This window comes from Rhizobium sp. CAU 1783 (genome assembly GCF_054551725.1).
The window spans coordinates 583,000-602,529 of the sequence record NZ_JBTOLM010000002.1; the positions used below are offsets into that span (position 1 = coordinate 583,000).

The 19,530-nt window shown below is 61.5% G+C and carries 22 protein-coding genes; 15 read left to right on the plus strand and 7 right to left on the minus strand.

Annotated features, from left to right (window positions below; genetic code table 11):
• The 3 genes from ACX93L_RS09595 to ACX93L_RS09605 form a co-directional block, all read right to left on the minus strand.
• On the minus strand, positions 1-312 hold the full coding sequence (locus ACX93L_RS09595; RefSeq protein WP_459405360.1) for a DUF2934 domain-containing protein: 312 nt from the start codon (positions 310-312) through the stop codon (positions 1-3).
• 147 nt (positions 313-459) lie between these two features.
• Positions 460-750 (minus strand): cysteine rich repeat-containing protein, encoded by a 291-nt coding sequence (locus ACX93L_RS09600; RefSeq protein ID WP_459404644.1) that lies wholly within the window; start codon positions 748-750, stop codon positions 460-462.
• A gap of 98 nt (positions 751-848) precedes the next feature.
• Positions 849-1,157 carry a hypothetical protein gene (locus ACX93L_RS09605; protein ID WP_459404645.1) on the minus strand — a complete coding sequence of 103 codons (309 nt, stop codon included), beginning with the start codon at positions 1,155-1,157 and terminating at the stop codon, positions 849-851.
• A gap of 180 nt (positions 1,158-1,337) precedes the next feature.
• Here ACX93L_RS09605 and ACX93L_RS09610 point away from each other — a divergent pair, with 180 nt between their 5' ends.
• The 15 genes from ACX93L_RS09610 to visR all read left to right on the plus strand — a co-directional run bounded on the left by ACX93L_RS09610 (position 1,338) and on the right by visR (position 16,055).
• Positions 1,338-2,078: a response regulator gene (locus ACX93L_RS09610; RefSeq protein WP_459404646.1), complete on the plus strand. Its 741-nt coding sequence runs from the start codon at positions 1,338-1,340 to the stop codon at positions 2,076-2,078.
• Entirely contained in the window at positions 2,078-3,445 is a 1,368-nt protein-coding gene (locus ACX93L_RS09615) for an ATP-binding protein (RefSeq protein ID WP_459404647.1), read from the plus strand. The genes ACX93L_RS09610 and ACX93L_RS09615 overlap by 1 nt, the downstream gene beginning before the upstream one ends.
• Before the next feature lie 378 nt (positions 3,446-3,823).
• Positions 3,824-5,470: a globin-coupled sensor protein gene (locus tag ACX93L_RS09620; RefSeq protein ID WP_459404648.1), complete on the plus strand. Its 1,647-nt coding sequence runs from the start codon at positions 3,824-3,826 to the stop codon at positions 5,468-5,470.
• Between the two features lie 136 nt (positions 5,471-5,606).
• Positions 5,607-5,906 (plus strand): STAS domain-containing protein, encoded by a 300-nt coding sequence (locus tag ACX93L_RS09625; protein ID WP_459404649.1) that lies wholly within the window; start codon positions 5,607-5,609, stop codon positions 5,904-5,906.
• Positions 5,903-6,268: a chemotaxis response regulator CheY1 gene (cheY1, locus tag ACX93L_RS09630; RefSeq protein WP_136597829.1), complete on the plus strand. Its 366-nt coding sequence runs from the start codon at positions 5,903-5,905 to the stop codon at positions 6,266-6,268. Before ACX93L_RS09625 ends, cheY1 begins: the two co-directional genes overlap by 4 nt.
• A gap of 16 nt (positions 6,269-6,284) precedes the next feature.
• Positions 6,285-8,573, plus strand: coding sequence for a chemotaxis protein CheA (locus ACX93L_RS09635; RefSeq protein WP_459404650.1), 2,289 nt, complete (start codon positions 6,285-6,287; stop codon positions 8,571-8,573).
• A 4-nt stretch (positions 8,574-8,577) separates the two neighbouring features.
• Positions 8,578-9,045, plus strand: coding sequence for a chemotaxis protein CheW (locus ACX93L_RS09640; protein WP_169590837.1), 468 nt, complete (start codon positions 8,578-8,580; stop codon positions 9,043-9,045).
• Complete coding sequence (gene cheR, locus ACX93L_RS09645; protein ID WP_459404651.1) at positions 9,042-9,947, plus strand: protein-glutamate O-methyltransferase CheR; 906 nt, start codon at positions 9,042-9,044, stop codon at positions 9,945-9,947. The genes ACX93L_RS09640 and cheR overlap by 4 nt, the downstream gene beginning before the upstream one ends.
• Positions 9,947-10,996: a protein-glutamate O-methylesterase CheB gene (cheB, locus tag ACX93L_RS09650; protein ID WP_459404652.1), complete on the plus strand. Its 1,050-nt coding sequence runs from the start codon at positions 9,947-9,949 to the stop codon at positions 10,994-10,996. The genes cheR and cheB overlap by 1 nt, the downstream gene beginning before the upstream one ends.
• Positions 10,997-11,386 (plus strand): response regulator, encoded by a 390-nt coding sequence (locus tag ACX93L_RS09655; RefSeq protein WP_169590830.1) that lies wholly within the window; start codon positions 10,997-10,999, stop codon positions 11,384-11,386.
• The gene (gene cheD / locus ACX93L_RS09660) at positions 11,383-11,937 is read left to right on the plus strand and encodes a chemoreceptor glutamine deamidase CheD (protein WP_169590828.1); all 555 of its coding nucleotides are present in this window, start codon (positions 11,383-11,385) and stop codon (positions 11,935-11,937) included. Before ACX93L_RS09655 ends, cheD begins: the two co-directional genes overlap by 4 nt.
• A 14-nt stretch (positions 11,938-11,951) precedes the next feature.
• Positions 11,952-12,341, plus strand: coding sequence for a chemotaxis protein CheT (gene cheT / locus ACX93L_RS09665; RefSeq protein ID WP_459404653.1), 390 nt, complete (start codon positions 11,952-11,954; stop codon positions 12,339-12,341).
• 163 nt (positions 12,342-12,504) lie between these two features.
• Positions 12,505-14,190, plus strand: a complete 1,686-nt coding sequence (gene fliF / locus ACX93L_RS09670; RefSeq protein ID WP_169590824.1) for a flagellar basal-body MS-ring/collar protein FliF — start codon at positions 12,505-12,507, stop codon at positions 14,188-14,190.
• A 351-nt stretch (positions 14,191-14,541) separates the two neighbouring features.
• Positions 14,542-15,288 (plus strand): transcriptional regulator VisN, encoded by a 747-nt coding sequence (gene visN / locus ACX93L_RS09675; protein ID WP_459404654.1) that lies wholly within the window; start codon positions 14,542-14,544, stop codon positions 15,286-15,288.
• A gap of 17 nt (positions 15,289-15,305) precedes the next feature.
• Entirely contained in the window at positions 15,306-16,055 is a 750-nt protein-coding gene (gene visR / locus ACX93L_RS09680; RefSeq protein WP_459404655.1) for a transcriptional regulator VisR, read from the plus strand.
• Between the two features lie 15 nt (positions 16,056-16,070).
• On the opposite strand, the gene ACX93L_RS09685 is transcribed toward visR, so the two are convergent.
• The 4 genes from ACX93L_RS09685 to fliN form a co-directional block, all read right to left on the minus strand.
• Positions 16,071-16,511 (minus strand): hypothetical protein, encoded by a 441-nt coding sequence (locus tag ACX93L_RS09685; RefSeq protein ID WP_459404656.1) that lies wholly within the window; start codon positions 16,509-16,511, stop codon positions 16,071-16,073.
• A gap of 5 nt (positions 16,512-16,516) precedes the next feature.
• Positions 16,517-17,599: a flagellar biosynthesis protein FlhB gene (gene flhB / locus ACX93L_RS09690; protein WP_459404657.1), complete on the minus strand. Its 1,083-nt coding sequence runs from the start codon at positions 17,597-17,599 to the stop codon at positions 16,517-16,519.
• A gap of 206 nt (positions 17,600-17,805) precedes the next feature.
• On the minus strand, positions 17,806-18,843 hold the full coding sequence (gene fliG / locus ACX93L_RS09695) for a flagellar motor switch protein FliG (RefSeq protein WP_169590814.1): 1,038 nt from the start codon (positions 18,841-18,843) through the stop codon (positions 17,806-17,808).
• A 29-nt stretch (positions 18,844-18,872) separates the two neighbouring features.
• Positions 18,873-19,475: a flagellar motor switch protein FliN gene (gene fliN, locus ACX93L_RS09700; protein ID WP_459404658.1), complete on the minus strand. Its 603-nt coding sequence runs from the start codon at positions 19,473-19,475 to the stop codon at positions 18,873-18,875.
• Positions 19,476-19,530 lie beyond the last annotated feature (55 nt).

The window sequence follows — 19,530 nt, forward strand, 5'->3', positions numbered from 1 at the left end:
TCAGCCCTTTTTGGGCGCGCGGGGCCGACGTGGGGTGGGGATCGGGGCGGGCTGTGGCGGCAGTCCCTCCTGTTCCGCAATGATCTTGGCACTCCGGATACGCCGGACCGCATTGGCGCTTGTTTGGCTTGCGCTCACGTGAAGCGCCTCCCAGGCGCGTGCAGCCTCTTGCCAATGGGATTCGTGACGGCCGTCGGGCCTGCCTTCCTCCTCCCAGAGAGCATAAGCCCGCTTGGCTATCCAGTCCTCGTCTCTTTCTACCATGTTTGCTTCTCCCTCGTCGCCGCAGCAGAAACGCCGATGGCGGACCATCTGTTCCTTCACTGGCCGTCGAAATTCGATCTCGCAGGAAGCCGGCGGCAAAAGCCATGACACCAGTTTGACAAAGGGAGACGACAGCAATTTGAACCTGCCGCCGCAAACCGCGAAAGATAGGTCGGGGAGACGCCCATTGCGGTCCTAGCGGACCATCGCTTCGATCATCGCCGTCCTGCATCCCTCGGAGATCGCGGTCTCATTGGTCTTCAGGCAGCTTGCGATGCGGCCGCCGCCGTACTCGATCCCCTTGCAGTACTGCTTGATGTCGGCCTTGCAGGCCCGAGCGACTTTGTAGACCTTGGCGCGCATTTCGGGGGTGGCTTGAAACTGCGATTGGTTCGCCGTCTGCGCATGGGCGCTGATCGCAAGGAAGGGCAGGGCGAGAAGTCCGCCGAACATCAGGGCTGTGGTTGAGCGGGTATGCGTGGTCATCGTCGGTTCCTCGGCATTGTCGTTGGCTGTTCGCGAGGCCGGCGGCGGGTCTAGGTGGAGAGTACCCGCCGCCGGCCATCATGAAGGCGGTGGGGGCGTCACCAATGGACTTCGCCTTCACGATAGATCGTCCCGCCGTTCGGGCCGGTCGTTGTACGAGACCCGCTGCAGGAGTTGGACGCCGGGTCGCAGGTGACCGACCCCGACCGCGTCGCAGTACCGCCGTAAACACCGGTCCGTGTTGCATTGCGTGTGCAGGTGTTGTTGGCGCAGGAGCCGCTGGCACTGAGCGAATGGGTGCCGCGATTGGTGGTTACCGTGCGGTTGCGGCTCCAGGCATTGGCTTCCGATACGGCGATGACTGTAACCGTTGCCGCGAGCAATCCGGTCGCGATCTGCTTCATCATGGGGTGATCCTCGTCGGTCCGTGTTGATCTCTTCATCGACTGGCGATGACGACCCGAAGCTAGCCCTCGGATGTCGGGCCCTTGTGGCGGCCAGGTGTCGTTTTGTGGCGACCTGTCGCCCGACTGTAGCAATTTGTAGCAAACGCCCCAGGCCGCTTGATCCGCCGCGCGCTTGCTCGCATGCTGAGACTCATGTCCGTTCACTCGACCACCCAAGCCCAGACCATCCTGATCGTTGACGACGACGTCGAAATCCGCCGTCTGGTTGCCGATCTCCTGAGGCGCGAGGGATATCGGGTCGAGCTTGCCGGAGACGGTTCGGAATTCGACGACGTCCTGCGTCGTGTTCCCGCTGATCTGGTCGTTCTCGATCTGATGCTGCCGGGAGAGGACGGCCTGAGCATCTGCCGCCGCATTCGGGCCGACGCCGACACGCCGATCCTGATGCTCACCGCCAAGGGTGACGAGACGGATCGTGTGGTCGGTCTGGAACTAGGCGCCGACGACTACCTTGTGAAGCCTTTCGGTCCGCGCGAACTGCTGGCCCGCATCCGGGCACTGCTGCGCCGCGCTGGCGCGCAGCCGCGATCGGCGCCGTCGCGCCGGTTTGCCTTCGATCGCTTCGTCGTCGATCTCGATGCGCGCCTCGTCAACCTCGAGGACGGTCGGCCGGTCTCGCTGACCAGCAGTGAATTCGATCTTCTCGCCTGTTTCGTGACGCGCCCGCGTCGTGTTCTCTCCCGCGACCAGATCCTCGATTGGACCCACGGGCGGCTTTCCGATCCGTTCGATCGCACCGTCGACCTGCTCGTCTCACGCCTGCGTAAGAAGCTCGATGCAGCAAGCCCCGGTTCGGCGCTGATCACCACTGTGCGCAACAACGGCTATCTGCTGACGGCGCCGGTCCGGCAGGTGTCGTGATGCCGAACCTCAGCCTCTCGGCCCGGCTCGCGGCTATCGTGGTCACGGCGCTTCTGGCTGTCTGGATCATCCTGCTCTCGTCTTACTACCTTTCGAACGGTCTGCGCCGGGCCGCGGCGCTGCCTGCTCCGCAACAGGTGGCAGCGATCGCGTCGGTGGTGCGGGAGACCGAGGTCGGGCGGCGCCCCGCGCTCCTGGCTGCCTTCAACTCCGCCATTCTCGACCTGCGTATCGAAGACGATCTGACGTATTCAGGAGCGGGGATCGACGTGGACGTGATGTCGGAGGATCGCTTCGCGCCCTATCGCGACCTGCTGGGGGACCGGCTTCTGGCGGTCACGCTTCTGGCACGCAACGGCGAACGTTCTTCCCTGCCGCGCTTGTTCGGCGGCCCGAACAATCCCGTCGAATTCACTGTGGCGCTTGAAGGAACCACCGTGCTGATCCTGGAGACCCGCACACCGTTTCTCGTTGCATCGAACGGCCTGCCCGCCGGTCTCGGCGCCGGTCTTTTCGGCACGCTGGCCGCATTGGTCGCGATCCTCATGCTGCACCGGGAGCTGAAGCCCCTGAGGCGCCTTGCCGCCGCCGTCGACCAGATGGATCCGGCTGCGGCTCCGGTGCCCGTCCCGGATGTCCGTTTTTCCGCGCCCGAAACACGTACCCTGGTCCGCGCCTTCGAACGCCTGCAGAACCGTCTCCATTCGGTGATCGCCGCGCGCTTCGCCCTGATCGGCGGCATCCAGCACGACGTTCGCACCTTCGCCACCCGGCTTCGCCTGCGCGTGGAGCAAATTCACGATGAGGCAGAACGCGAGCGTGCCGTTGCCGACATCGGCGATATGATCATGCTGCTCGACAATGCCTTGCTGGCCGGCCGAGCCGGTGTCGGCTCGCTCGACGAGGAACTGCTTGAACTTGCCTCCATCGTCGAGACGGAGGTCCTCGAAGGCGAGATCCCGGCATCGTCGCGCACACTGTCGATCTCGCTCGCTGCCCGCAAGGCCATGCTGATCGGGGACCGGCTGGCGCTCCGCCGCATCGTCGCCAACCTCGTCGGCAATGCCGTCAAGTACGGACGCGTCGCGCATGTGTCGCTGGATGTCGAGGGTTCGTCGATTGTCCTGACGGTCGATGACGAAGGTCCGGGCATCGCGCAGGAGAACCGCGACAGTCTGTTCGAGCCCTTCGTTCGACTGGACCCCTCGCGGGCCCGAAAGACCGGAGGAGCCGGCCTGGGGCTCGCCGTCGTCCGAAATCTTGTCGAGGCGCATTCGGGATCGATAGCCGTGACGGAAGCCCCCGGCGGAGGCGCGCGCTTTGTTGTCTTGTTTCCGTTGTTCCTTATGGGGGACACTGGCCGGTAGCAGGAAATTGTGATGCGCTTTCCTTGGGTTGCGCGTTCCCTGTTTGCCGTTGTCGAATGTGCTGTTTAGACGCGCGATTGTGCTTGCGATTGAAGATTTATTAACCTTCAGGCAAGGAATTAACCATAAAGATTGAAGCACACGTCGGAGTGGGACTTGCCGCTTGGTGAGTTTCCCGTCGGGCATGACGCCATCCCGTCGCACCGGTCTTGGTCCGGTATGAATTCATTGAAGCGGTTCCGGAAGAAACCTTCGGTGAGTGCGGACAGGCGGTCATGACCCTCATGCCATCTTCCTGTTCTGCAGTCCCGATCGGATCCCGAGGGCATTTTTCAACTGACGGGCTCGTCATGGGTCGGTCGTCTATGGGGATAGGCAGTGGGGCAGGTTTCGCCGACAGACAGGGCGACGAACGCACAGGCAGGCAGCCTGCGCGACCGTCTCCGCTTTGCCGGCCTGAACGATGCCGATTGCGATCTCCTGCGCCAGTACCGTCATGTGCTGGAACCCAATCTCAAGACCGGCCTGCGCGATCTCTTTCAGCGCCTGCAGACCTTTCCCGATGCGGCGCGCAACTTCACCAGCGAGCGGCAGTTCGATCGTCTCCATGATCTGCTCGCCTCCCACTGGGATGTGCTGACAGACGCACGCTTCGACGCGCTCTATGCAGAACGCGTCAAGGTTCTCTCCGATACCGAGAGCCGCATGGGGCTCGACCCGCGCTGGCACATTGCCGGCCATGCCGTTGTCATGGAGCACCTGCTGCATGCGGTCATGGCCGACCTTGGCAGTCGCAATCTGCTCGGGACAGGTCGCAAGCGCACCCGCGAGATTGCCGATCTCGTCGGCGCGATCGTCCGGCTCATCATGGTCGATGTCGAAATCGCCGTTTCGCTGCGCTTTAACGAACTGCGGGTCAAGCACCATCGTGATCTCGTCGCCCAGCGCGACAAGGACCACCGAGAGGTCGAGGAAATCTTCGGCCCTGTCCTGCGCGGGCTGGCGGAGAAGGACCTGACAGTCCGCGTCGCCGAAGACGTCCCGGAGCACTATGCGGCGCTTGCAGCTGATCTGAATGCTGCCGTCGAACACATGCAGTCGACCGTGCTTGCTGCGGAGGAGCACCTGACACGCGCAGAGACGTCGACATCGTCATTTGCCACCTCGACCGGCGGGCTTGCTGATCGGGCGGAGAACCAGGCCAGCCGTCTCGGCAATGCGGCACAGCAACTCGAAGCTCTGACGTCGGGTGTGCGCGACAGCGCCCGAAAGACCCGTGAAGCCGAAGGCCATGTCGCCGCGACGCAGAAGTCCGTCGAAGCGAGTGGAACGGTTGCCGGCCAGGCGATCTCGGCCATGTCGGATATCGAGGCCTCGGCCGAGCAGATCGGCCAGATCATCGGGGCGATCGACGAAATCGCCTTCCAGACCAATCTCCTGGCACTGAACGCGGGCATCGAAGCTGCACGTGCCGGCGACAGCGGTCGCGGCTTTGCTGTCGTTGCCCAGGAAGTGCGTGCACTCGCCCAGCGCTCGGCCGATGCCGCGCGCGAAATCAAGACGCTGGTTGCGACCACCAAGTCTCAGGTCGAGGCCGGGGTCGAAATCGTCGGGCGGACGCAGAAGGCGATCGGTGACATTGTCGAGCAGGTCGGCGGCATCAGCGGAACGGTGTCCGATCTTGCGCGCGAGGCCGGCGGCCATGTCGGCGAACTCGAGGTCGTCTCGGGCAATGTCTCCGCCCTCGGCGGAGAGCTCTTCGAAAGCGCCGCTCTTGCACGCCAGTCGAGTGGCGGCACGGACGATCTCCACACGGTTATCCTTGAACTTGGCCGGACCGTGCGTGAATTCCACTACGAACGGCAGACGGGTGCCACCCGCTCGTCCCGCCCCGAAATGCGCATTTCGGGCGCCGTGCCGGCGCCAGTCCGCACTCACGCCGTCCATGAGCCGATGGAGCTCGCCCCCCCCGCATTCGACGAGGATTTCGGCTTCCCGGTGCACATTGCGGGGCTCGGAGGTTGAGGGGATTGTTTACCAACTTCAGATACAAATGGGTCATTGGGGCGGGCAGTGCGACCGTTCGGGCGATGGATCAAGGGTCCTGGCTCGGCAAGGAACGGACAAATTGCCATGAGCTCGCAAGACAAGGAAAGAACTGATGGCAGCAAAGAAAAGCGAACAGAAAAGCTTGAAACTGCCCGCCGTACTGGACCTGAACGAGGCCTCCAACCTGAAGGCTAATCTCATGTCCCTGCGGGGCGGCAGTTTGGCGATCGACGCTTCTGGTGTCGAGCGGGTTGGCGCGCAGTGCGTGCAGATCCTGATGGCCGGGGCAAAGGCGTGGGAAGCGGACAAGAAGCCGTTCTCCTTCGTCAAGGCCTCCGATGCCTTCCTCAAGACGCTTCAACTCATCGGCGTAAATGTAGACCATCTGCTCGCTAAGGAGATCCGGCAGTGAAGAAAAAAGTACTTACCGTGGATGACTCCAGAACCATCCGCAACATGCTTCTGGTCACCCTCAACAATGCCGGCTTCGAAACCATCCAGGCGGAAGACGGCGTCGAGGGCCTCGAAGTTCTCGAAGAATGCAATCCGGACGTGATTGTCACGGACATCAACATGCCGCGTCTCGACGGCTTCGGCTTCATCGAAGGCGTCCGCAAGAACGACAAGTATCGTGCCGTGCCGATCCTGGTCCTGACCACCGAAAGCGATGCGGAAAAGAAGAACCGCGCTCGCCAGGCTGGTGCCACCGGCTGGATCGTAAAGCCTTTCGATCCGACCAAGCTGATTGATGCCATCGAGCGTGTAACCGCCTAAGCCGGGAATTTCTCCTATGGATATGAACGAAATCAAAGAGATCTTTTTCCAGGAATGCGAGGAGCAGCTCGCCGAACTGGAATCCGGTCTTCTGAAAATGAATGACGGGGATCGCGACCCGGAAACAGTCAACGCTGTTTTCCGCGCCGTGCATTCCATCAAGGGCGGTGCTGGCGCCTTCGGTCTCGACGACCTGGTAGCCTTCGCACACGTCTTTGAGACGACTCTCGATTGCGTTCGATCCAACAAGCTTGAACCTGGCCCGGAAGTCATGAAGGTCATGCTGAAGTCGGCCGACGTGCTGGCCGACCTGGTCAGCGCCTCTCGTGACGGCGGCAGCGTCGATCCTTCGCGGTCGAGCGGCCTGGTCAAGGAACTCGAAGCGCTCGCCAACGGCGAACTGCCGTCGGCATCCGCTCCTGCCCCGGCCCCGGCACCGAAGCCTGCCGCAAAGGCCGCCGCCGCTCCGGTGGCTGCCGCGCCTGCCCCGACGGATGACAGCGGCTTCCAGCCGATCCCGTTTTCCTTCGACGATATGGGCGACGAAGAACCGGCGGCTGCTGCATCGACCTATGACGTCTCCTTCAAGCCGCGCCGCGATCTCTATGCCAAGGGCAATGAAGCCGCACTGCTGCTGCGCGACCTGTCGCGCATCGGCGAGATGAGCATCCACTGTGACATGGACAGCCTGCCGTCGCTGGACGACATGGATGCAGAGGAAGCCTATTTCGCCTGGAAGATCCAGATCACCACCGAGAAGGGTGAAGAAGGCATCCGCAGCGTCTTCGAATTCGCCGAATGGGACTGCGACCTCGAAATCAAACTGCACGAGGAGAAGAACGAGTCCGCCGCCGGCGAAGAGCCGCCGATGGTTCCCGTTCCCTTTGACCTTTCCATCCTTGACGACTCCAGCGACGCCTCCGAAGGAGCCCATGCCGATGAGCATGGAAGCGATGCGACCGTCGCTGCCGCCGTCGAAGCAGCCGAGACCGCAAGCAACGTCGTGAAGCTCGCAGCCGGTGGTGCCAAGGAAAAGAAAGAGTCGCCCGCGGCCGCTGCTGCCGCGGCTGCGGCTGCCGCCCAGAACAACGCCGCCGCCGGCCAGACGATCCGCGTCGACCTCGATCGCGTCGACCGCCTGATCAACCTCGTCGGCGAGCTCGTCATCAATCAGGCGATGCTCTCGCAGAGCGTCATCGAAAACGACAACAACGGTACCTCCGCCGTCAACATGGGCCTCGAGGAGCTGCAGCAGCTCACCCGCGAGATCCAGGACTCGGTTATGGCGATCCGCGCACAGCCCGTGAAGCCGGTCTTCCAGCGCATGTCGCGTATCGTTCGCGAAGTGGCCGACATGGTCGGAAAGTCGATCCGCCTCGTCACCGAAGGTGAAAACACCGAAGTCGACAAGACGGTCATCGACAAGCTGGCCGAGCCGCTGACCCACATGATCCGCAATGCCGTCGACCACGGTATCGAAAGCCCGGAAAAGCGTGCGGCCGCAGGCAAGGAGCCGGAAGGCACGATCAAGCTGACGGCGAAGCATCGTTCAGGCCGTATCGTCATCGAACTGGTCGATGACGGCGCCGGCATCAACCGCGAACGCGTGAAGCAGAAGGCGATCGACAACGAGCTGATCGCTGCCGATGCCAATCTGACGGACGAAGAGATCGACAACCTGATCTTCGCGCCCGGTTTCTCCACGGCCGACAAGATCTCCGACATTTCCGGCCGCGGCGTCGGCATGGACGTCGTCAAGCGCTCGATCCAGGCTCTCGGCGGTCGTATCTCGATCACCTCGCGTCCGGGCCTCGGCTCGACCTTCACCATGAGCCTTCCGCTGACGCTCGCCGTTCTCGATGGCATGGTGGTCACGGTGGCCGGCCAGACCCTCGTTGTTCCGCTGACCGCGATCGTCGAGACGCTGCAGCCCGAAGCGCAGAACATCCACTCCTTCGGCGCCAACCAGCGGCTCATCTCGATCCGCAATTCGTTCTGCCCACTGGTCGATGTCGGCCGGATCCTGAACTTCCGTGGCACGCAGGCCAATCCGATCGACGGTGTTGCGCTGCTGGTCGAATCGGAAGGCGGCGGCCAGCGCGCCCTCATGGTCGATGCGATCCAGGGCCAGCGCCAGGTCGTCATCAAGAGCCTCGAGGCAAACTACACCCACGTGCCCGGCATCGCCGCTGCAACGATCCTCGGGGATGGCCGCGTAGCGCTCATTCTCGACGTCGATGCTGTCGTCGCCGCCTCGCGTGGCCAGTCGCTCAAGCAGGAAATGTCGTTGGCAGTCGCAGGATAGTGTCATGTCGTATGCGGTGAAAAACCTGGTCGAGGGAGGACGCGAACTCATCGCCTTTCGCATTGGCGATCAGGAGTTCTGCGTGAACATCATGTCGGTTCGCGAGATCCGGGGATGGACACCCGCGACCCCGCTTCCGCATTCGCCATCCTACGTCATCGGCGTGATCAATTTGCGCGGCGCGGTTCTGCCGATCATCGATCTCTCGGTCCGGCTCGGCATGAAGCCGGCCGAGCCGACCGCCCGCCATGTCATCATTGTGGCTCAGGTCAAGACAAAGGTCGTCGGCCTGCTGGTCGAAGCCGTATCCGACATCCTGACTGTCACCGAAGAAAACATCCAGCCGGTGCCGGAGATCTCCTCCGACCTCGAAAAGCAGTATGCACGCGGGATTCTCGCGATCGACAAGCGGATGATCTGCCTCGTCGAACTCGGTGCCCTGTTCCCTGAATCCGAAAGCGAGGCCGCATGACGGTTGCCCTCAATACATCTTCCCGCCACTCGGATGACGAGGTCCTGGCCAGCGGCGAATATCCGTTGACCCGCCGCGACCTCAACGAGATTGCGGCGATGATCTACTCGGACGCCGGTATCTCCCTGAACGAATCGAAGGCTTCGCTCGTCTATTCGCGCCTGTCGAAGCATATCCGCAATCTCGGCCTTTCGGGCTTTCGCGCCTATTGCCAGCTCGTCTCGTCGCCCGAGGGCGCACCCGAGCGTCGTGAGATGCTGTCGCACCTGACGACGAACTTCACCCGTTTCTTCCGCGAGAACCATCACTTCGAGCACCTGCGCGACGAGGTCCTGCCGGGTCTGATCGCCCGTGCCAAGTCGGGTGGCCGCGTCCGTATCTGGTCCGCTGCGAGCTCGGACGGTCAGGAACCCTATTCGATCGCGCTGACCGTGTTCCAGGCCTTCCCGAACGTGCTGGACTACGACTTCAAGATCCTCGCCACCGATATCGATCCGAAGATCCTCGCGATCGCCCGCCAGGGCGCCTATGACGAACAGGCACTCGAAACCGTGTCGCCGGCGATGCGCAAGCAGTGGTTCAAGGAAACGGAAATCGGCGGACGTCGCAAGTTCCAGGTGGACGATCGCCTGAAGCGTCTCATCACCTACAACGAGCTCAACCTGATGGCCCAGTGGCCGTTCAAGGGCAAGTTCGACGTCATCTTCTGCCGTAACGTCGTCATCTATTTCGACGAGCCGACCCAGATGCGCATCTGGACCCGTTTTGCCGATCTTCTTCCGGTAGGCGGTCATCTCTACATCGGTCATTCCGAACGCGTGTCGGGCGACTCGAAGAACGACTTCGACAATATCGGCATCACCACCTACCGCTACCTGGGCAAGCAGGGAGGGCGCAAATAATGCCGGCGCCTGCACGCGTTCTCGTCGTCGATGACAGCCCGACCATGCGCGGCCTGATCACGGCTGTGTTGAATGCCGATCCCGAAGTCAGCGTCGTCGGCCAGGCCGGCGATGCGATGGAGGCCCGCGCCGCCATCAAGCAGCTCAATCCCGATGTCGTCACGCTCGACATCGAGATGCCGAACATGAACGGCCTCGAATTTCTCGACAAGATCATGAAGCTCAGGCCCATGCCGGTCATCATGGTGTCGACCATGACCCATCGCGGCGCGGAAGCGACCTTGGCGGCGCTTGAGATCGGCGCGTTCGACTGCGTCGGCAAGCCGATTCCCGGTGACGCCCGGCCCTTCGGTGACCTCGCCGATAAGGTCAAGGCCGCCGCCCGTTCGATGCATCGTTTCAACAACGGTGCGACCGCTGCTGCACCGCCGGCGCCGACCCCGGCCACGGATTTCCGCGTCGGTCGCAAGATCGTCGCCATCGGGTCGTCGACCGGTGGCGTGGAAGCGTTAATCACAGTTCTGCAAAAATTCCCGCGAAATTGCCCTCCCACGGTGATTACGCAGCACATGCCGCCGACGTTTACGAAAAGTTTCGCAGAAAGGCTTAATCGTCTCTGCGCCCCGGTCGTGGAAGAAGCGACCGATGGAGCCAGACTTGAGATCGGCAAGATCTATCTCGCCCCGGGCGGCGACCGCCATTTGCAGGTGGTCAATGCCTCCGCTCCGAGCTGCCGGCTGGTCGAACGACCGCCGGTCAACGGGCACCGTCCTTCGGTGGATGTGCTGTTCGATTCGGTTGCGGAATTGGCGGGACGCAATGCTGTGGGGGTCATCCTGACCGGCATGGGCCGCGATGGGGCTTCCGGACTGCTGAAGATGCGCCACGCTGGTGCGCGCACGATCGGTCAGAACGAGAAGACCTGCGTTGTCTATGGGATGCCCCGCGTCGCCCATGAACTAGGCGCCGTCGAGCAGCAACTGCCGCTTGGTTCCATTGGGGAGGAAATCCTCAAACTTACTGCCGCCCGAAAAGAAGGTATCGATTAAATGTCTCTAGCCGAAAAAATCAAAGTTCTGATCGTGGACGATCAGGTCACGAGCCGTCTGCTCCTGAGTGATGCCTTGACCCAGCTCGGCTTCAAGCAGATCACCGCCGCCGGCGATGGTGAGCAGGGTATGAAGATCATGACCGAGCAGCCGCATCATCTGGTCATCTCCGACTTCAACATGCCGAAGATGGACGGGCTGGTCTTCCTGCAGCACGTGCGCACCAACCCCAACACCAAGAAGGCCGCCTTCATCATTCTGACCGCGCAGGGCGACCGCGCGCTGGTGCAGAAGGCCGCCCAGCTCGGGGCGAACAACGTTCTCGCCAAGCCCTTCACCATCGAAAAGATGAAGGCCGCCATCGAAGCGGTATTCGGAGCGTTGAAATGATCGACGACAGTGCAGCTAGGCGCGTCCATATTATTCAAGGTGAGTACAAGGTCATCAATGACCCGAATGTCGTTCTGTCGACCATCCTTGGTTCGTGCGTAGCTGCCTGTCTGCGTGATCCGGTTGCGGGCGTCGGGGGGATGAATCACTTCCTCCTGCCGGGTTCTGCCAATCCGGGTTCGGGGGGCGGCGACGCTACCCGCTATGGGGTTCATCTGATGGAACTCCTGATCAACGGACTCTTGAAGCAGGGGGCCCGCCGAGACCGCCTCGAGGCAAAGGTCTTCGGCGGAGCGAAGACGATCGCAACGTTCTCGAACGTCGGCGAACAGAATGCCGCCTTCGCCATGCAGTTCCTGCGAGACGAAGGCATTAAAGTGGTCGGCTCGTCCACGGGCGGAGAGCATGGCCGCAAACTGGAATTCTGGCCGGTCAGCGGTCGGGCAAGGCAATATCCCCTGACAGGGGCGGAAACGCAGAAGACCGTCGCGCTCGAGCAGCGTCCGGCTCCCGTGTCGAAGCCCGTGGAAAGCTCAATCGAATTTTTCTAAGTATTGGAAACCGGATGCTAAAAGAAATCGAAGCAGACAAGGCTGTCGCGGAAGAGGCACTGCCGGAGATCATGATGCGCATCGTGACCGAGTTGCACGACGTCGCCTACCTGATCGAACGCATCGAGCCGCAGCTCTTGGAACTGGGTGGCAACAGCGTTCTCGAGCATCCCGACAGCCTGAAGGTATTGCAGGGCATCGACCTTGCCGTGCAGAAGACGCGTGGCCTGGCCGAATTCATCGACACCATCACGGGCTCCATCCCGTCCGACTGGGTTGTAGACATGACCACGGCATTGAGCCTGGTCAAGCTTGCCGAAATGCAGAAGGCGCTCGGTGCTGGCCTGCGTCACGGCCATTCCCAGCCGCTGAGCAAGGCGGCCGGCGACTTCGACTTCTTCTGATTTCCCTTCCGCAAGCCCGCTGATCAGGGCTTATGTCTGGGACGACGTGCCGAAATGACATCGGCATTTCTCCAGCTACGAAACGTTCGCACAAGTTTCGATTTCTATTGTCGCGCCAAGGGCAAATGCCCGAAAACCCTTGTTGTTGATGGTGCGAGACAGAATGAATCTGTTAAATCAATTACTTCAGTTCTTTAAGAACATGGCGTCACTAGGCCAGACGCGATTGCTGGCCATTGGTGGCATCACCGTCGTTTCCTTCGCGCTCATCATCGCCGCTGCGATTTTTGTCAACAAGCCAGCCTACGAAACCCTTTACGTAGGTCTCGAAACAACCGATCTCAATCAGGTCAGCATCGCCCTTGCCGAAGCCGGTATCGACTTCGAAGTGGGCACCGATGGCAAGAGCGTGAAGGTGCCTGTCGGCATGACCGGCAAGGCCCGTCTGCTCCTCGCCGAGCGCGGCCTGCCGAACAGCGCCAATGCCGGCTATGAGCTCTTCGACAACGTTGGTTCGCTTGGCTTGACCTCGTTCATGCAGGAGGTGACCCGGGTCCGCGCTCTGGAAGGTGAAGTCGCACGCACCATCCAGCAGATCAGCGGCATCGCGGCCGCCCGCGTTCACATCGTCATGCCCGACGTCGGCAACTTCCGTCGTGGCGAGCAGAAGCCCACCGCATCCGTCATGGTCCGCGCATCGACCGAGACGGGTCGCAAGGCCGCCGCCTCCATCCGTCATCTGGTCGCATCGTCCGTCCCGGGCCTCGATGTCGAGGACGTGACGATTCTTGATTCGACCGGCCAGCTTCTCGCTTCAGGCGACGAAACCGGTGGTGCCGCGACCCGTTCGCTCGGCGTCGTCCAGTCTGTCCAGCAGGAAATCGAACAGAACATCGACAAGGCGCTGGCGCCCTTCCTTGGCATGGACAACTTCCGTTCGTCGGTCACGGCCCAGCTCAATACCGATACCCAACAGATCCAGGAGACGACCTACGATCCCGAATCACGTGTCGAACGTTCGGTTCGTGTGACCAAGGAAAACCAGAAGTCCCAGAGCAAGCAGTCCGACTCGGCCGCCACCGTCGAACAGAACATCCCGCAGGGTGACGTTCAGGGCGCCACCCCGGGACCGGAATCGTCCGACGAGCAGGACAAGAAGGAAGAGCAGACCAACTACGAGATCAACAGCAAGACGGTAGCCACGGTCAAGAACAGCTACACCGTCGAGAAGGTCTCGGTCGCTGTGGTCGTCAACAAGGGTCGTATCGCCAAGATGGTTGGCGAACCGGTCGATCAGGCCAAGATCGACGCCTATCTTGCCGAGATGCAGAAGATCGTCTCCACCGCAGCCGGTCTCGACACCGCTCGTGGCGACATGGTCACGCTGACTGCCATGGACTTCCTGGAAAACCAGCTTCTCGAAGAAGCGGCAGCCGGCCCTGGCATCATGGAAACGTTCAGCCGCAACCTCGGTGGCATCATCAACTCGCTCGCCTTCGTTGCCGTGGCATTCCTGATCGTCTGGATGGGCATCCGTCCGATGGTCCGCGCTGCAGGCGGCGGGTCCGCAGCGATCGCCGGCGGTGTCGAAGAAGGCGCCGGCCTCGAGCTGCCGGACTTCTCTCCCGCCCTAGGCGCCTCGACCGGAGGCGCGCTCATGGACGGCTTCGGATCGGACTTCGGCTTCGACAGCACCGACGACCTGCTCACCATGGACGACGATGCCAATGGCGGCTTCAACCGCCGCGTCAAGGAAGGCCCGGAACGCCGCCTCTCGCGCATGGTGGAGATTTCGGAAGAGCGCGCCGCCAAGATCCTGCGCAAGTGGGCCGTCGACAAGGCCGCCTGAGCAGGACAGAAAGCCAAGGCAGAATATGGACCGCGCCGGTTTCCGGCGCGGTTTTTCTGTCCCACGAAGGAACTACAACGAACGTTACGGGTGTACGCGCCCGCGGGGTGGGTCTAGAATGTGAGAATTCGCTCACAAAGCCCCCGTGGACCCGCCTTGATTCGAATGTTGGGGAATTCTTCCGTAGCGGAAGGTGATGACCCGCAACTGTGATCTTTGGCTCTTTATCTTCGGGAGTGACTGTGATTCGTTAGCGGTGGGAACAAAACGGGGCGATATTCGGGCGGCGGAAAATCCGGATATCGATGCGGTCGGGGCCATCGACGCGCATGTCCTCAAGGGGGCAATTAAATGGATGCGGAGCTATCCGAGGACAAAGCCGGAAGCCGGAGGGCGCCCCTTGTGGCGGCCGACGCCTCCGAACGGCTTTCTTCGAGGGACCAGCTTATTCGCCGCCTGGCGACAGTGTCGCAGGCGGGACATATGAGTGCCAGTCTCGCGATACTCGGCGAATATGTCGGGGCGTCCCACTACCTGCTCGCGCGCTATGACCTGGTTCAGGAACACGGCCTGGATTTCGTCGTTTCCTCCAATTGGCCTTTCGATCTGGTTCGGCGTCTGGAGAGCGAAATTGCCGCGACCTATTCCCGCTCCACCGAGCTGGAAAAATGTCTTTCGGTGCTGCAGCCAAAATTCGATCTTCTGCCGGACGACGCGTCTGTCCCGGCCGGTATTGGTCGGCAATACTGTTCGCTCACGGTGAGTGTCGGCCGGACACGCCTGTCGTTGATGCTGCTATTTGACGAGAATTTCGTGTTGTCGCCGGAAAGGTTGCGAGAAGTTGCTTTGCTGACGGGCTACTGTGTCAGCCTCTCGACCGGTACGGCACAGAAGAGCGATCGCGAATTCGACCTCACGGAGCGTGAGCTTGAATGCCTCTTCTGGATAGCGGAAGGCAAGACCAGCGACGAGATCGCCACCATTCTCGGCATTTCGCGCAACACGATCAATAATTACATCACCAGCGTCATGCGCAAGACTGCGACCAAGACACGCTCGGAAGCGATCGCCTACGCGGTCCGCAACAACCTCGTCTAGGGAAAGGGAAAAGGGGCATGGCGTCTACGGAAGGGCCGTTCGATACCACGCGGGAGGAAAGCAGACCGTCTTCCGCTCGCAAGGTGACGTCCCGTTCGGATATCTTCCCGAAGCTCGTGTCCCTTCAGCGCGCACTCAATGCGCGCAGCTTTGCGGTCCTGAAGGTCGCCGGCGGTGGAATGCCGTCGAAGCGCCGTCTCGTCGCGGAATATGAAAACTGGGCGGCCGCACTGGGCACGGGATGTGAACCCTTCATAGCAGCCTATGGCGAGACCCTGATCAATCACATCGAGTCCTCGCTCCTGCCGGTTCTCTGGAGTGCCGAGGATAGTGCCAGCTTCGCCGAGGCCTCCGATTTCGTGCCGTTCGTGGTGCAGCTGGAATCGCGGGTGCTGGACTACTCGGGTGTGGCCTTCCCGGTTCGGCTCGGGGCGGTCGGCAACGGTTACATTGTCTTCGCGACGACGGGTGCCGTGGACTTGCCCGGCGAGGTGATCCTCGACGTGCACGGCCGTTGCTGCTCGGTCATGATGGATATCCTGTCGCTCGAGGAGCGACGCTCGATGCCGTCGGAGACGCTGAGCGATCGCGAAATCGCTTGTCTGCAACTTGCCGGTGACGGTCGGATCAGCGAGGAGATCGCTGAAAGGCTGAAGCTCTCGGTGCACACCGTCAACGCCTATCTCGGCTCGGCGACCATCAAGCTTGATTCCGTGAATCGAATTCAGGCGATCGCCAAGGCTATTCGCCTCGGCTACATCACCTGAAACAATCCGTTTCTGTCAGGAATAGAGCGCGTCAGAGTTCGATTTCACGAAGCGCGCTTCGCGCAGGCGCCGTTCCAGAATGCGCGTGTTCTCGTCGGGGTCGCCGGATGAATTCTGGAAGGCAATGTGATTGATCTCGAGACCTGCATGGTCGCGCGCCAGCGAAAGCTGCGCATAGATCGTGATGCCCTTCGGTTTGATTTCGAGGTCGAGGATGACCTCCGGCGGGCCACCCCATTCGAGGCGGTATTCGCCACCGGCGCCGAAGTTGACGGTGCCCGGATGGAAATAGAGCTCCGCCGCCGATGAAACCAGGTCGGAGATGTTGCCGTAGAGCTCGAACCGCAACAGGGAGATCAGGTCTGCCGCATCGAGCAACCGCAATTCGCTGGCGACCGGGCTGATCGCCTCGGCCACGATGCGTTCACGCTGAGTGGTGTAGGGGCATTTCTTCATCGCAGCTAGCGTACCCGTCTCTTCTTTGTCTTTGCCGCGTAGACCCGATGCACGAGTTCCGCGACGGCTTTGTAAAATACCGACGGGATGACACTATCCACCGAGACTTGCGCAAACATGGAGCGTGCAAGCGGCGGATCCTCGAAAATGGGGATATCGTTCTCTCGGGCGATCTCTCGTATCTTGAGGGCGACAAGGTCTTGTCCTTTTGCGACGACGACCGGTGCCTCGTTCTCCTCGCGGACGTACCGCAGTGCAACCGCGTAGTGAGTCGGGTTGGTGATCACCAGGGTTGCTCGCGGTACGTTGTTGATCATGCGACGGCGGGCGCGGTCGCGCGCGATCGAGCGCTGGCGCGATTTCACGATCGGGTCGCCCTGCGCCTGCTTGTATTCGTCCTTGATTTCCTGCTTCGTCATGCGCAGCTGGGTGTACCAGTGGTGCCGCGTCCAGAAGAAGTCGATGACGGCGAGCACGGCGGTCGCCATCAGGATTACGATCATGATCTTCTTCAGGATCGCCGCGAACTTGACGAAGATGACCTGCGGATCGGAGAACATCGCGTCGAGCGTGCCGAAATATTCGGATTTCAGCGCGAAGACCATGATGATCGAGACGATGACGATCTTGAACACCGACTTGCCGAACTCGACGAGGCCCGGAAGGCTGAAAAGGCGCTCCCAGCCCTTCACCAAAGAAATGCGCGAAGCCTGCGGCTTGATTCGCTCAAGCACGAAGCCCGGCATGTGTTGAATGACATTCGAGCCGACGCCGAACAGCATGAACAGCGCCACCGCCGGAAGCAGAAGGGCGCTCGCCTCCCAGCCGAGATGGGTGAAGAGCGAGATCACGTCGGTCGCGGTGGCGATTTTCCATTGGTCTGGCTGCTCGAAAAGGTCGCGCAAGGTCTCGCCAAGTCGCGCCATGCCGGACGGCAGGAAGAAGACCAGATAGAAGTAGAAGGCCAGGGCGGAAGCAAAGATCGGGACTTCGCGTGATGACGGCGTGTTGCCTTTCTCCGCCGCGTCGCGAAGTTTTTTCTCTGTCGGGTCTTCTGTTTTGCTGTCCTTGTCCTGATCGTCGGACACGCCTTCTTCCCCTTTGGTCAGGAATGCACGGCAAGGCACCGCCTTTGCCGTCCTGCACTCCGTAGGCTTCGCCCGGATCCCGGTTCGGGCGCCGTCCGTTCATTCGGTATGGCACCCGTCATCTGTGCCAAAAACGCTAGACGCCCGCCGATTGTCATTCAATCGGCGGGCGCGGCAGAGAGCGGGTTTTCAACAGCGGAGCGGGCTCAGGCGGCCTGCTGGTCGCCTTCGGCTTCCTTGAGCTGGATCTGGCCGGCATTGGCGAGACGGATCGCTTCCTGTGCGACGGCGCGACGGGCGATCGCGATTTCGCGCGGGTTGATGCCGGTCGTGCCCGTCGAGAGATCCGATTCGATCATGCGGCGTGCGCGCGGGCTGATGGCCGAGAGCACGCATTCCTTGATCTCGGCGCTGGCGCCACGCAGCGCCATGGTGAGGATATCGCCGGAGATGTCGTTGAGCAGCATGACACGGCTGCGCTGCGGCATGGCGAGCAGGTCCTCGAACAGGAAGATCTTCGGACGGACCTTGTTGACGGCGTCCTTGCTGATCGACTCGAGCGAGTTGAGCAGGGTATCGACTTCCGGCTTTTCCAGCTCGTTCATCAGTTCCGCCACCTTCGCCGAACCCGTCGAGTTGCGTTCGGCCTCGATCTCGGCAATCAGGTCGTGGACCCGGTTCTCGATGATCTGCGCCGCCTTGGGGCTGACGCCCTTCAGGTTGACGGTACGGTTCATGATGTCGGCCCGACGGCTTTCCGGCAGCTTCAGCAGCACCTTGGCGCCGAAGGACGACGGCAGCATGGAAAGGATGTAGGCGACGGTCTGCGGATGCTCGCGCATCAGGAATTTGGCGATGAAATCCGGATCTGCGTCCTGCAGGCGGTCCCAGATCGACGACTCATAGGCCTGGAAGGCGGTGCGACGGCCGAGCAGGCCGTCGACTTCTTCCGGGGTCAGCCCCTCTTCGAGGATGCTTTCGATGGCCTTGGCATTGTCCATGAGGCCCGCACCTTCGGTGAACAGGTCCTCGAATTCATTGACGAGCTGAAGGAGTTCATCCGGCGGAATGGTCCTGAGCGTCTGAGCCGATGCGATGATCGTCTGCAGCTCAGCCTGGGTAAAGTATTTCAGCAGCTTTCCGGCCACGCCCTTTCCCATGGCAAGCAGGACGGCGGCCGCCTTGTCTGCCTGGGAAAGCGGCTTGCCCGTCATCGGGCCGCCGAAATCGTCAAAGTCCATCATGGTCTTTCCTCTCTGGCCCTGGGGTGGGGTCAGGACATCTTGCTACCCATTACTTCGATCAGCTTTACGCCGAAGCGCGTGTCGTCATTCTCCAGTACGGTAATCTCGCCGCGCGCGATGCGTCGGCCGTTCACCATGATTTCAACCGGTTCGCCGATCTTCTTGTCGAGCGCGATGATGGCGCCTTCCTCAAGATTCATCAAGCCGGAGACCTGCATGCGGCTGGAGCCGAGCACGATCTGAACGTCGATCGGAATGTCCATGATCAGGTCGAGATTGGCGGTCAGCGCGCTGCCCGGTTCCGGGCTGGCCGACGCGCTGCTCGATCCGAACGAGGTGTCGCCGAAGCTCGAACCGCCGAAGCTGTCCGAACCAAAGTCGGTGGTCGGGCCGCCGATCGCGCCGCCGCCGAAATCGCTTTCGAAGGACGAAAGGGCATCCGAGCCGGCGCTGGGCATGGCGAAGTCGTCGCCGAGGCCGCCACCGAAGTCCGATCCGAGATCCGGCAGCGTGCCTTCGGCATCATTCTTCAGCACGCCACGCAGATCGTCGATCGCCTGGTCGAAATCGGTGCCGCTGCCGGGCATCGCCAGCGCGTCGTCTTCGATAATGGGTGTCTTCTTCGTAGCCATGGATTTGATTATTCCCGTTGAAACTTGCCTCAACCTGCCTTGCCGTGAATGGCTC